The 14,682-nt window shown below is 32.0% G+C and carries 9 protein-coding genes; 8 read left to right on the plus strand and 1 reads right to left on the minus strand.

Translation table 11 applies throughout. The features are described 5' to 3' along the window. Positions 1-318 precede the first annotated feature (318 nt). From JE46_RS18715 to JE46_RS18735, 5 genes are all read left to right on the plus strand, one after another. Entirely contained in the window at positions 319-1,074 is a 756-nt protein-coding gene (locus tag JE46_RS18715; protein WP_236010826.1) for a hypothetical protein, read from the plus strand. 5 nt (positions 1,075-1,079) lie between these two features. Continuing rightward, on the plus strand, positions 1,080-1,778 hold the full coding sequence (gene lipB, locus JE46_RS18720; protein ID WP_031456811.1) for a lipoyl(octanoyl) transferase LipB: 699 nt from the start codon (positions 1,080-1,082) through the stop codon (positions 1,776-1,778). Between the two features lie 412 nt (positions 1,779-2,190). Further along, a complete protein-coding gene (locus JE46_RS18725; RefSeq protein ID WP_031456812.1) occupies positions 2,191-3,042 on the plus strand; it encodes a nuclear transport factor 2 family protein in 852 nt (283 codons plus the stop codon). A 507-nt stretch (positions 3,043-3,549) separates the two neighbouring features. Continuing rightward, positions 3,550-4,131 carry a Crp/Fnr family transcriptional regulator gene (locus JE46_RS18730; protein WP_035136831.1) on the plus strand — a complete coding sequence of 194 codons (582 nt, stop codon included), beginning with the start codon at positions 3,550-3,552 and terminating at the stop codon, positions 4,129-4,131. A 68-nt stretch (positions 4,132-4,199) separates the two neighbouring features. Further along, positions 4,200-6,575, plus strand: coding sequence for a TonB-dependent receptor (locus tag JE46_RS18735; protein WP_031456814.1), 2,376 nt, complete (start codon positions 4,200-4,202; stop codon positions 6,573-6,575). A gap of 46 nt (positions 6,576-6,621) precedes the next feature. Here the strand turns inward: JE46_RS18735 and JE46_RS18740 are convergent, their stop codons facing one another. Next, positions 6,622-7,290 (minus strand): ribonuclease HII, encoded by a 669-nt coding sequence (locus JE46_RS18740; RefSeq protein WP_031456815.1) that lies wholly within the window; start codon positions 7,288-7,290, stop codon positions 6,622-6,624. Between the two features lie 606 nt (positions 7,291-7,896). On the opposite strand from JE46_RS18740, the gene JE46_RS18745 reads away from it, so the two are divergent. The 3 genes from JE46_RS18745 to JE46_RS18755 all read left to right on the plus strand — a co-directional run bounded on the left by JE46_RS18745 (position 7,897) and on the right by JE46_RS18755 (position 14,670). Next, positions 7,897-11,046 (plus strand): SusC/RagA family TonB-linked outer membrane protein, encoded by a 3,150-nt coding sequence (locus JE46_RS18745; RefSeq protein ID WP_031456816.1) that lies wholly within the window; start codon positions 7,897-7,899, stop codon positions 11,044-11,046. Positions 11,047-11,058: 12 nt separating this feature from the next. Next, positions 11,059-12,534, plus strand: a complete 1,476-nt coding sequence (locus JE46_RS18750) for a RagB/SusD family nutrient uptake outer membrane protein (protein ID WP_051872926.1) — start codon at positions 11,059-11,061, stop codon at positions 12,532-12,534. 168 nt (positions 12,535-12,702) lie between these two features. After that, positions 12,703-14,670, plus strand: coding sequence for a putative porin (locus JE46_RS18755; RefSeq protein WP_031456818.1), 1,968 nt, complete (start codon positions 12,703-12,705; stop codon positions 14,668-14,670). Positions 14,671-14,682 lie beyond the last annotated feature (12 nt).

The following is a 14,682-nucleotide window of genomic DNA, read 5'->3' on the forward strand; positions in this document are numbered from 1 at the left end:
ATTTGAGGTTAGAAAATCAGCATAAATCTTATCAGGGACAACCCTTATTATCAACGAGTAAGATATAAAACCTTTTGTTGAATTCTTATTCGCAAACTTGCTGTGTCTTAAAATAAAACTAATTTAAATTAAAAAAAAAGATTTATTAACTTGTTTATGTCATAGTAATCGGGGCTAGATTAGAAATTTTTATTTTCAAAAGACATTTTAGTAGAAGTGTTAGCAATAAAATTTTGAGTTAGTTGTAAAACTTAGCAACTTAGAATCTCAGAATCTTAGTAGCTTAAAAAAGTTCGTATCTTTGATAAAAAATTAACCATGATGAAATTATATAAATTACTTAGTTTTTCTTTTTTACTGGCAACACTTACAAGCTGCACTTTTACTGAAAATATAACCATCAACGATAACGGAACAGGCAAATTTTCTGTAGATATGGATGGTTCGTCTTTAATGGCAATGGCTGGAGACCAGATAGGGAGCCAGATGGGAGCAGATACTAAAAAATCTATGGATTCTACTTTTACTTTTAAACAGCTAATTGCAGAAAAACAAGACAGTATCTCAAAGTTATCTCCCGAAGCTCAAAAAGAAATTAAAAAATTAGAGAATTTGGTATTCAATATAAAAATGAATGGAGAGCAAAAACAGTTTTTAATGAATATTGCTACTGATTTTAAAAGTGTAAATGAACTGCAGGACGTACTACAGTCGATGAATACTCTTCAAAAGCTGGAAGGCGGAGCAAATCCATCAACTCCTTTTGCAGGTCTAGGTGATAATAAAAGTAAACTAAGCTATACGTACAACGGAAAGAAATTTACCCGTAAGGCAATAATAGACAAACAAAAACTGACTGAAAAAGCGAATGATTCGACAGCAGATATGTCAAAAATGATTTTTGCCTCTTCTAATTATATCGTAAAATATCATTTTCCTAAAAAAATAAAGAAAGTTTCAAATCCGAATGCTTTATTTAGTGAGGACAGAAAAACAATTACAATTCAATACCCTTTCACGGATTATATGGAGAATCCTGACAAACTAAACTTTGATGTTGAGTTTGAAAAATAATTAAAATGAACAAAAAAATTCAACTTCAGGATTTAGGAAGTAAAGATTATAAATCGGCTTGGGAATATCAGGAAGAACTTTTTAAGGATATAGTCGATTTAAAAATTAAAAACAGAAGAGAAGAACTGGATTTAGAAACTCCAAATTATCTGCTTTTTGTAGAACATCCGCATGTGTATACTTTAGGTAAAAGCGGTGATCTCGAAAATTTATTATTAAACGAAAAACAGCTCGAAGCAAAAGGAGCAACCTTTTATAAAATCAATCGTGGCGGAGATATTACCTATCACGGTCCCGGACAAATTGTAGGTTATCCGATTCTGGATTTAGAGAACTTTTTTACAGATATTCATAAATATTTACGTTTTCTCGAAGAAGCCATTATTTTAACCCTGAACGAATATGGCTTAGAATGTGGACGAAGCGATGGAGAAACCGGAGTCTGGCTTGGTGTTGGAACTCCATTTGCACGTAAAATCTGCGCTATGGGTGTGCGTGCTTCACGCTGGGTAACCATGCACGGCTTTGCCTTAAATGTAAATGTAGATTTGGGGTATTTTGACAATATTATTCCGTGTGGAATTCGTGGTAAAGCGGTTACATCTTTAAACGTTGAACTTGGAGTAGAAAAGGTAGACGAAGAGGAAGTGAAAGCTAAAATCATCAAACATTTGACTAATTTGTTTGAGGCTGAATTTATTTAAAGACAGCTTTAAAAAATATAAGTAGTAATAAAAATAAAAAGAGACAACAATTTTCATAATTGATTGTCTCTTTTCTATTTAAAATTCTTTTCCTCTCCTTTTAATTTATATAACATAAGACCGATTATCTAAAACAAAACATCATTATGCTATAAAATTAGTCTCTGTTTTTAACAGAAAATAGTATTTAATCCAAATGATAAAAATTATAAAATTGATTTCTTATAACCTTAGTTCGATTAATACAGCACAGAACTTGTTTACAAATAAATTATATCAGTTAATGTTCCTGTAAGGTTTTTTCAACCTTGTAGGATTTTGAATAAATAACAAATTATGAAAGTATTGTAATTCTTTTCTGTATTTATGCTAAATTTGAGTAAATGCTTTATTAATCTAATTTGTCTGACTTATGAGAAAAATTTACTTCATCTGTATTCTTTTTATATGTAATGGTCTTCTGGCTCAAAAGAAGGAAAAATTATATCCGGTTACGATTTATGAAAAAGTCTGGCAGGAACGCAATAATGACACCAGATTAAAATTAATAAAAACGATTTGGCTCGAGGACAGCACTTTCGAAGATCCTTCTGCTTCTATAAAAGGTATAGCTGCATTTAATAATGTCATCAATGAGTTTTATAAAAAAAATCCGGATGCTGTACTAACTTCCGGGGCAAAAACGGTAAAAGACAATTATGTGACCTGGGACTGGAAGATTCAGGATTCTAAAAATAAGCTGATAATGGCCGGTCGTGAGTTTGCCAGATTAAACGGAAAAGGACAGGTGAGTAAAATTATCAGTTTTTGGGATAAGGATGCAGTTTTGTCTGAGGCTGATATTTTGAAAAATCTTGAAGCTGATAATTTTAAAGTGGTAGCACAATATTTTGAATGCCTTTTTAAAACAAGGGATTTTAATACCATAGCAGCTTTAATCGATGACGATGCAATTTATAATCAGGCAGAAGGTTTGCCTTATGGAGGAACTTATAAAGGCTTTAATGAATGGACCAAAATGTTTGCAAAATCAGCCGAGTTCTTTGATTTGCAGATAGAAAAAGAGCCTGTTTATTTTAGTGATGCTTCCAAAAAGGAAGTCATTATTTATTTTACCATAAATTGTAAGTCAAAAAAGTCAGGCAAAACACTTTCGATGCCAATCTCGGAACATTTTGATTTAAAAAACGGAAAAATTACTGCTATTAGGCCATTTTATTTTGATACGAAACAATTTGCAGAATTTTTGAAAAGCAGAAAGTAACAATATAGTTTTACCAGTGAATTAGAATTTTTGTGATGAGGCAGACAGTGTTTCAGACAAAAATACTTAGGAATATAAAAGTAAGATTAAGCAGCTTTTTTAATAAAAGTTGGGTAATTATAAATTGAATCTCTTTTGTAACAGATCCTCTTTTATCATTTAGAAATAAAGACAATCATGAATTTTCAGGGTCTTTTTTTAAAACTCAATTAAATCATTATTTATAGTGATTTCTAATATTTTCAGTAAGTGTATTTTTGTAATAATAGCTAATCCATAAAATAAAAGAACAATCTGTAAGAAAAAGCGTAAGCTTACAAAAATCCATAACGGTTAATTCATAAAACTAAATCGAGACAGTAAGCTAATTAAATAATAAAGGAATTCGTAAATTAAAGTATGCAGATGCTAAATTTTCGATATAACTATTTTGATAAATTCTCTTTAATAGTGTTTTAACGCAATCTTTTTTAGGAGCTAAAACTAAATTTTCTAAACCACAAATTTATGCAAAGCGTTATTGCCGATTTATCCGGATTCATGGAATTTAATGAAAAAGAGAGCCTGGCTTTTAAAAATATACTAAAGCCGAAAACAATCAAAAAAAATGAGCATCTTTTGGTTGAGGGAGATTTTTGCAATTTTGGTTTTTTTGTAGAAGAGGGATGTATTCGTTGTTATTATTCGGTTGATGGAACAGAATCAACAGTAAATTTTTTCTTTGAAAACGAATGGTATTCTGATTTTGAAAGTTTCTTATATGAAAAACCTTCCATGATGAATATTGAAGCTTTGGAAGATTGCCGCTTTTATTTAGCTTATAAAAATGATTTTGATAAATTAGTTTCTGAGTATCCGGTTTTTAATAATTTTTTAAGGATTATGATGCAGCGAACCATTCAGGGTTTAACAGGAAGAAATAAGTTCATGTCATTATTGTCTCATGAAGACAGATATCTTAGATTTATAAAAAACTACCCAAAGGTTGTCGAAAGAGTTTCTCTCAAATATATTGCAAGTTATTTAGGGGTAAAACCAGAAAGTTTAAGCAGAATAAGAACGCGTCTAACCTTAAATAATAAATCTTAACCTGAGTCAATTTTTAAGAAAAACCCTCTTTTTACATTTGCTTTAATAACTATAAAGCAAAGTAAAAAATGAAAAAAATATTTTTGATTATTTTAAGCCTTCTTGGTTTAACTTCTTTTGCCCAGACAGGAGTTGTTAAAGGGAAAATAATTGATAAACAATCTGAAAAACCAATTTCTGGGGCGGTTATTACGCTCATCGGAAATGATGAAAATCAAACCACATCTGATGAAGAAGGAAATTTTAAGTTATTCGGAATTCCGCTGGGAAGGCAAAGCATTTCGATAAGTTTAACAGGATATGAAAGCACATCAGTTTCTGATCTTGATATTACTACAGGAAAAGAGAATCTGCTGACTATTCCAATGATGGAACAATTCAATACATTAGATGAGATTGTAGTTACTTCCGGATCCAATAAAGCTAGAGCTATAAATAAAATGGCTATAGTTTCTACAAAACAGTTTAGTCCCGAAGAAGTTACAAGGTTTTCAGGCGGGAGAAGTGACGTTGCGCGTCTGGTTTCAAATTTCGCAGGAGTTTCAACAGGTGATGATAGCCGAAATGATATCGTGGTTCGTGGAAACTCTCCTTCCGGAATGTTGTGGCGTATTGAAGGAATGCCGGTTCCAAATCCAAATCACTTCGCAACTTTAGGAACTACAGGTGGACCTGTTTCTGCTTTAAATCCGAACCTTCTGGCGAATTCTGATTTTATGACTTCTGCCTTTCCGGCTGAATACGGTAATGCAATTGCCGGAGTTTTTGATTTAGGTTTCAGAAAAGGGAATCCTGATGAATATGAATACATGATAAGTGCAGGCGCATATCCCGGATTAGAATTTATGGCAGAAGGGCCGCTGGGTAAAAAAGGAGGCTCGTTCGTGGCAGCTGCAAGATATGGTTTTGTTGGGATTCTGGGACTGGCCGGAACCACTGCTCAGCCTAATTACAGCGATATTAGTTTTAATGTGGCTTTTGGAAAAAGTAAATTAGGAAATTTTTCTCTTTTTGGGATATATGGTACTTCAAAAATTGATTTTTTAGGAGAAAATATTAATAAAGAAGATCCTTTTGCAGCTCAGGACGAAGATGGTTTCGTAACTTCTTCATTTGGATCAATAGGATTAAAACATAATTTAGATATTGGAAGCAATTCATCGTTAAAAACAATTATTGGATTTGCAAATTCCGGGAATACTTATAAAAATGACCGCTATTATAATTACGATACACCATCAGAAAATAAATTAAGATTTTCGGACATAGACAATTCTGAAAGCAGAATCACTTTTTCTACTCTTTTCAATTCAAAACTGAATAAAAAGATAACAATCCGGGCGGGTTTATTATTTGAAAATTATACGCTTAATGCAGATTTGGCAACCAGGGACAGACAACAGGACAATGATGGTGACGGTTATCCTGATTTGGTTCAGTTGATTCGTAATGATGGGAATTTTAATATCGTACAGCCATTTGCACAGGGGCAATTTCGATTAATGGAAAAATTAACTTTTAACGGAGGTATTCATGCCCAATATTTTTCAATTAATGAGCAATTTGTTTTTGAAACAAGAAGTGCCTTATCATATGCTGTAAATCCTAAAAATACAATAAGTTTAGGTTACGGATTACATCATCAAAGTGTCCCTGTTCCAATTTTATTTTTAAGTGAAAATATAAATGGAGACAGAGTCCAAACCAACAAAAATTTAGATTTGGTTAAGAGCGATCATTATGTTTTGGGCTATGATGTTAAATTGGCGAATAAATGGAGAGGGAAAGTTGAGTTGTACTATCAGCAAATTGATAAAGCAGCGGTTGAATCTTCTCCGAGTAGTTATTCGTCATTAACAGAAGGTGCAGATTTTGGCTATTCAATTGATAAGACCTCTTTGATAAGTAACGGGAAAGGTCATAATCAGGGTGTTGAATTCACTTTAGAGAAATTTTTCAGTCAGGGATTTTATGGTTTGTTCACCACTTCAGTTTTTGAGAGTAAATATAAAGGAAGCGATGGGATAGAACGAAACTCACCTTTTAATAATGGTTATGTCATTAATCTTTTGGGAGGAAAAGAATTTAAAATAGGAAAAGATCAGAATAATGTATTTTCGATTGATACTAAGTTTACAACAGCGGGAGGTCGTTATTATACACCGGTTGATTTGGCAGCTTCAAATTTGGCTGGATACGAAATCAGGGATGATGCAAATGCATTTAGCCGGCAATATGATCCTTACCTGAGATGGGATGTGAAGTTTGGAATTAAGTTAAATAGTAAAAACAAAAAAAGGTTTCATCAATTTTATATTGATTTTCAAAATGTTACTAATAATACTAACGTTTTTACCAAACAATACAATCGGCTTACAAATACTGTGAATCAAAAAGATCAAATTGGTTTTTCACCGGATTTTGGATATAAATTTCAGTTTTAACCGATAATTTTTTTGTAATGGGCTTGTCAAATGTGATAAGCCTTTTTTATTGTTCAAAAAAATCCAGTTCTAATTGTTCCGGCAGGAGTCTGAAGCTCATTCGGTGGTATTTTGTAGTACCATATTTTCTTATGGCTTCGCGATGTTCTTTGGTCGGATAGCCTTTGTTTTTTTTCCAGTTGTACATCGGGAATTCTTTATGAATTTCGTTCATGAATTCATCCCGGTACGTTTTTGCCAGTACAGAAGCTGCGGCGATGCTCAAAAATTTCGAATCTCCTTTTATAATGCTTTGATTAGGAATTGATTTTAGCAAATCGATTTCTGTTGCTGAAAATTGTTTTCCAAATGTATTTTTCAGACCTAATTTTGCATTTAGCGAGCGGTTACCGTCAACAATAATAAACTCCGGGATCTGCTTTAATTTTAAAATACATTCCTGCATTCCTTTCATCGAAGCATTCAGGATATTTATTTCGTCAATCTCATCCGGATGTAAATGTGTTACAGCAAAGCATACGGCGTTTTCTTCGATAATGGGTTTTAAAGATTCTCTTATTTTTTCAGATAATTGTTTACTGTCATTTAAAAAAGAGTGCTCAAAATCAGCAGGTAAAATAACAGCAGCAGCAGTAACCGGTCCCGCCAGGCAACCTCTTCCTGCTTCATCAGTGCCGGTTTCGAAGACATATCCTGAAAAATTTTTCTGAAGCATTTCTTTGAATTATTAGAAAGACAAAAATATGTTTTTTTAGCATTATCATATAATATTTTGTACTATAAATCATTTCAATATTGTACTTCTATTTTACCTGTTTAGGTGTTATAGAAAATCACTTTGTCTTATTTTTTTGCATTATAACGGGAATTAAAAAGGGATTTTCATTTTAATATAAATAAATTCTTTCAATTTTATTGTGATTTTAGATTTAAAGTAACGTTAACCTGAAAAAACAACAAAAGATTTTTAGTCTAGAGGATACTATAAATAAACACTATTTTTTACCAGATTTTCCACTTTTTTGAGTAAAAACAGCATTTTTAAAAATGTTAAAAATAACTAAAAACACATAAAATGTTATAAAAAATTGAATATTTATAAGTTATTTCGTTGTTAATTTAATGTTAATTCAAAAAATAAAGAAAAAACCTTCTTTTTTGTTTTATTCAATTAATTGTTAATTTATATGTTTTTAATTGAATTTATATGTGTTTTTTTTGTTTTTTATTGTGTTTAATTTAATAAAAACGCAAATATTAATTTGTTATTTTAATAAATATTTAAGAGTTTTACGCCCTTACTAATTCAAAATAAATTAAAATGAAATTAAAATTAAAATGGATTTTTACGTTATTGATAGCGTTATCTATACAGTTTTCTTTTGCACAGGGGGAAATTGTTACCGGAGTTGTCTCTGGCAATACAGGGGTAATACCTGGCGTTAATGTTATTGTTAAAGGGACAAAAAATAGTACCCAGACTGATTTTGACGGAGGATTTTCTGTTAGAGCAAAACCTGGCGATGTATTAGTTTTTTCGTATGTAGGAATGGATGATGTTATTGTAACTGTTGGTCCTTCATCTAAAGTAAATGTAACGATGGTAGATTCAGGCAAAGATTTGGATGAAGTCGTGGTTGTTGCCTATGGTAAAGCTAAAAAAAGTTCCTATACTGGTTCAGCCGTTTCAATCAAAGGTGAACAATTTGAAAATAGACCTTTAACAAATGCTTTGTCAGCTATTGAAGGTAGTGCAGCGGGAATTCAAATACAAAGTGCTGCCGGGCAGCCTGGCTCAGCTCCGTCTATTAGAATTCGTGGTTTTAGTTCTATCAATGGGTCAAATACACCATTATATATTGTCGATGGTATTCCATTTGCCGGAGATATCAGCAACTTGAATTCAAGTGATATTGAGAGTTTAAGTGTTTTAAAAGATGCTTCTTCAACTTCGCTTTATGGCTCTAAAGCTGCAAATGGAGTTGTTATTATTACAACGAAAACAGGGAAATCATCAAAAGATAAATTTAGCCTGAATGTAAGTCAGGGTTTGACTTCAAGATTAATTAAAGAATATGACAGAGTAAATGTTTATGATTATTATCCCTTAATATGGGAAGGAATCAGAAATAGTCGCCCAATGGCTAACCAAACTCAAATAGATGCTGCAAATACATTTGCATCAGGAAGAGTACCTGTTGTTTTAATAACAAACCCATTTAATGTTCCAAATGCTCAAATTGTTGGTACGGATGGTAAATTAAATCCGAATGCACAGCTTTTGTATCCGGAAGATCTGGACTGGGCTAAAGAATTAGAAAGATCGGGAGTTCGTCAGAACGTTGATTTTTCGTATCAGGGAAAAACAGAAAAATCAAACTACTTTGCTTCTTTAGGGTATCTTAATGAAGATGGGTATATTCAAAAATCGGATTACGAAAGAATTACGGGGCGTTTAAATGTTAATACATCATTGAGCGATTTTTTTAAGACTGGACTTAACTTGTCTGGTACTACTACTAATTCAAACCTGGCAGTTGATGGAGTTGATAATACTACGTCTTTTAATAATCCATTTAGAACTATCCGATACATGGGACCTATTTATCCAATCTACAGCCATGCAGCAAATGGAGACTATATATTAGATCCGGTAACAGGTGAGAAGGTTTACTCAACCGTTAGAGGTTCCGGGGCATCAAATGGTAGAAATATTGTATATGAAACACTAAACAATACTGATAATCAAAAAGGATTGGCGCTGTCAGCGAGAACATACATTGAAATCAAATTCTTAAAAGATTTTAAATTTACAACAAACGCATCGTTAGACAAGACTTACTACAACAGGACTTATACTTACAATACTGAAATAGGTGATGGTGCTCCTTCAGGATTAGTATCTCGGGAAAATAGAGTATTAACAGGAACTACCTATAATCAATTATTAGATTATACTAAAGAAATTGAAAATCATAGTGTTTCTGTTTTATTAGGCCACGAAAGCTTTGATTATGAAAGAGAATGGCTTACAGGTACAAAAACAGGTCAGGTTTCTCCGGATAATCCTGAATTCATTAATTATTCTACTACAACTAATTTAAATTCTTATACAAGAAATTATGCAACTGAGTCTTACTTTTCAAGAATTGGATACGGTTATCTTGATAAATATCTTTTAACCGCTTCTTTTAGAAGAGATGGTTCTACAAAATTTGCAGAAGATAAGCGTTGGGGGAATTTTTGGTCTGTTGGAGGTGCATGGGTAATTTCAAAAGAAAATTTCCTGGCAAATGTCTCGTGGATTGATGAGTTAAAATTAAGAGCTTCTACCGGTCAGGTTGGTAATGATTCTCATACGAATAATGATGATTTGAATTTTTATGTTTATCAGTCAACATTTAGTTTAGGTTATGATAATGGTAGCGAAGGAGGTATTATTACAAATGCTAAAGGCGCAACTGAATTAAAGTGGGAGAAAAACACTCAAAAAGATGTTGCAATTGAATTTTCATTACTTAAAAATAGATTTAAAGGGAGTGTTGAATATTACCACAGAAATACAGACGATCTGATATTTTCGGTTCCTAATCCGTTATCTTCTGGACTTGATAACAGAGTTGAAAATATTGGTTCAATGTACAATAAAGGTTTCGAAATATCTTTGGATGGTACAATTATAAAAACAACTGATTTTTCATGGGGATTGAATGTAAATGCCTCAACAATTCATAATGAAATTACAAGATTGCCACAAAAAGAAATCATAACAACAACAGGTAATAAGAAACTTATGGTTGGAAGATCACTTTATGATTTTTGGTTAAGAGACTGGTATGGAGTTGATCCTACAGACGGGTATGCCTTATATGTTTCTGATCCGGCTTTAATAGTTACTGGTGACGCTACTCAAAGAGTAGTGAATGGTGTAAGTGTAACAACGGATCAAAATAAAGCATTATATCATTATGGAGGTTCAGCAATTCCTGATTTATATGGAAGTTTTGGAACTAACGTAGAATATAAAGGTATAAAATTAGATGTTTTATTTGCCTATCAAATAGGAGGGGAAATGTATGATACTAATTATGCTTCCTTAATGCATACAGGAAATAACTACGGGTATGCATTAAGTACTGATGCTCTTAACAGATGGCAAAAACCAGGAGATATCACAGATGTTCCAAGAATGGATATTAATAGAAATACGCAATCTACAGCAGCTTCTGACAGATGGCTGATTAGTTCAGATTATCTGACGTTAAGACAAGTTAATTTATCTTATAAAATGCCTTCGGAGTTAATTTCTAAATTAGGGATTGATAATGCTACTTTATATGCAAATGGTGAAAACTTATTATTATTTACTAAGCGCAAGGGGTTAGATCCAACTCAAACTTTTAATGGAACAACTCAAAACAGATATACCCCTTCAAGAGTTATTACATTAGGTTTAAACTTAAACTTTTAAAAAAATAATATTATGAAATTTAAATATATAAAACAGCTGTTTTTTGCAATATCGTTATTGATAGTAACTTCTTGCTCAGATGATTTTTTAGAAAAAAAACCAACTGAATATGTTGATTTTGAAGGAGCTACAAAAACGACAGAAAATTTAATGACTCTTCTGAATGGGATACACAGATCTTTGTATATCAGATACGAAAGCAATCAAAATGAAAATGGACTAGGAAGTTTAATGCAACAAGTTGATATAGCAGGAGATGATATTGTATACCCTGTAACTAATGCATGGTTTTTACAAGTTTATAACTGGAATGGAGTAGCTAATGAGAATTCTCAGGATATTAGATTTCCTTACAGAACTTATTACAGAATAATAAGAAATGCTAATACTATAATTGAAAATGTAGATGCAGCTATTGGTTCTGATGCTGAGAAAAAAATATTGAAAGGTCAGGCATTGCTTTACAGAGCTTTTTGTCATTATCAATTAGTTCAGTTATTTGGAAAAAGATATGTTAACGGAATTGATAATACACAATTAGGTGTGCCTGTAATTTTAACGGTAGGAAATGATAATTTTCCTCGTTCAACAGTAGAAGAAGTTTATGCTCAAATTAACAAAGATCTGGATGAAGCCAATATTTTATTAGTGGGTTATGCAAAACCAAATAATTCTCATTTGAATTTAAAAGTTGCTCAGGGTCTAAAAGCTAGAGTTGCGTTAACACAAGGAAACTGGGCTATTGCTGCAGATTACGCGGCTAAGGCAAAAGCAGGTATTGCTTTAATGACTGCTGAGGAATATGTTAAAGGATTCAATGATTTTAATGCTAACGAATGGATGTGGGGCAGCCACATTAATGAAGTTCAAACCGATTATTTTGGTAATTTTGGTGCATACATGTCCAGAAATTATAATTCTACAGTTATCCGTTCTTGTCCAAAGGCGATTAACAGTAAACTTTATAATCAAATACCAACAACTGATGTACGTTCAAAATTATTTGATAAAACAGGAGCGCATACTGCACTGGCACTTCTCTCTACTTATGCTAAATTTCCTTACACAAGTCAGAAATTTTTATCAATAAATGCAGGAGACAGCAGGTGTGATGTTCCTTATATGCGTGTCGCTGAGATGTATCTTATCGAAGCAGAAGCGAAAGCAAGACTTGGATTACCAGATGCTAACACAGTATTGTTTACTTTAGCAAGAAGCAGAGATGCCGCGTATGTTTTGTCTGTAAAAACAGGACAGGCATTGGTTGATGAAATTTGGTTTCAAAGAAGGATTGAATTATGGGGTGAAGGATTTAGATTTTATGATTTAAAAAGAACAAATTCTCCTCTTGACAGAACGGGAGCTAATCATGATTCTGCAATTACGAATAATGTTTTAAGCGTTCCCGCTACAGATAAAAGATGGCAATGGCTAATTCCCAGAGCAGAAATCAATGCTAATCCATTGATAAAACAAAATGATCTATAAATCTTTTTATAAATTGTATGGAGACTGCCCAAATTCTGGGCAGTTTTTTTATGCTTGTTTCAAATTTTGTAAATACTAATTGATGTGTTTTTTTATTTATATATATTTATAATTTACCTTTGCTTTAGTAATTTTATTGAAATCATTACCCATACATAACACCATCAAATGAGAATACTTTTTTTTCTATATCTATTAGTTCTGCCCTCTTTATTATTTTCTCAGGGTGGAGCTCCCAAAAAGAGTTTAGATATGAATTCGCAATATTCTAGTATTACGGATACTGTAAAAAAGAAAAAAGCCCTTATAGCCAAAATTGAGCAATATCAAATTGTTACTATAGAGCACGATACAACTATTGTAGATACTTCGTTAACATTAAAAAGTGCTTATAAACAAAATTATCTTAGAAGAGATAATTTTGGCCTTTTGCCTTTCTCAAATATTGGTCAAACCTACAATACCTTACAATATAGCCTGACTGATTTTTCTCCCTATCCGGATATTGGTTTTCGTGGAAAACATTTTAATTTTATGGATGCCAGCGAGATTCACTATTATCACGTTGCAACGCCATTGACCGAGTTATTCTTTAATACATCAGTTGGAAAAGGTCAAAATGTCGATTCGTTTATTACTTTAAATACATCCAAAAATCTTAACTTTTTTATCGGATACAGAGGTTTACGTTCAGAAGGAAAATATATCAATCAGTTAACCAGTATTGGAAATTTTAGAATTGGAGCCAGTTATAATACTACCGATAAACGTTACATTTTATATCTCCATTATGCATATCAGGATGTTTTAAATGAAGAAAATGGAGGAATTACAACCCCGGAAGATTTTGAAAGCGGAGATCCAAATTTCTCGAATCGTCAGCGACTGGAAGTTTATCTGACAGATGCCGAATCTTTCCTGAAAGGAAAAAGACTTTTTTTTGACCACGCTTTCAGAATAAATCCTAAACAGGCTAATAATAATTTGTATGTAACACATCAGTTTAATTACGAAAATAAATTTTTTGAATACAAACAACCTACAGTTTTGTCAACCGTAGGAAATACAGTTGTTCAAAGGTTTGGAGAATCTTATGTTACCAGTAATCTTAAAGACCAGACCCGTTTTGAAAAATTGTATAACAAAGTAGGAGTAGCGTATGAGAATTCACTTCTTGGGAAATTTAATTTCTTTATTGATGATTACCGTTCAAATTATAAATATTACCGTATCATTCTTGATAATGACGGGAATGTTGCTGTTAATGATAATTTATATAGAGAAATTAATAATGTTGGTGCGCAATACGAGTACCAAAAAAATAAATGGAACGGAAGATTTTTACTTACAAGATCCATTACAAAAGAGACAATTTCAGATTTAGATGCCAAGCTGAGATATAATTTAAACGAGAAAATCCAATTCGATTTTCGCTACCAAAACATAAGCAAACTGCCAAATAATAATTATGAACTTTATCAAAGCAGTTATATACAGTATAATTGGGGTGATGATTTTAAAAATGAAAAAATCAATTCGTTTAGCGGAAAAATTTATACACCATGGCTTAATGGGGAGGTTCAGTATTCTGTATTGAACGATCACTTATATTTTGAAGATGTCTCAACACCTGAACAGACAGAAAATAGGACTCAAATTATAAATCCGGCACAATATGGAAATGCAATTAATTACATATCTATTAAAGCAAACAGAGAGTTTAAATTTGGAAAATTTGGCTTAGATAATACATTTTTATACCAAAAAGTAGATCAGTCTGAGGCTATTTTAAATGTTCCGGATTTTGTAACCAGAAATACATTATATTATTCTACCTATTTCTTTAAAAAGGCACTGTATATCCAGACCGGGATTATTTTTAATTATTTTACAAAATATTACGCAAACGATTATAATCCTGTAATAGGAGAGTTTTTTGTTCAGAATACCAAAGAGATTGGTGGCTATCCAACTTTTGATTTTTTCCTGAATGGAAGAATCCGTCAAACCCGAATTTATTTAAAAGCAGAACATTTTAATTCTTCTTTTTCAGGCAACAATTATTATGCAGCACCAAATAATCCATATCGTGATTTCACTATCCGATTTGGACTGGTTTGGAATTTCTTCCAATAAAATAAAATTTCG

Source organism: Flavobacterium chungangense LMG 26729, from assembly GCF_000735715.2.
GTDB lineage: Bacteria > Bacteroidota > Bacteroidia > Flavobacteriales > Flavobacteriaceae > Flavobacterium > Flavobacterium chungangense.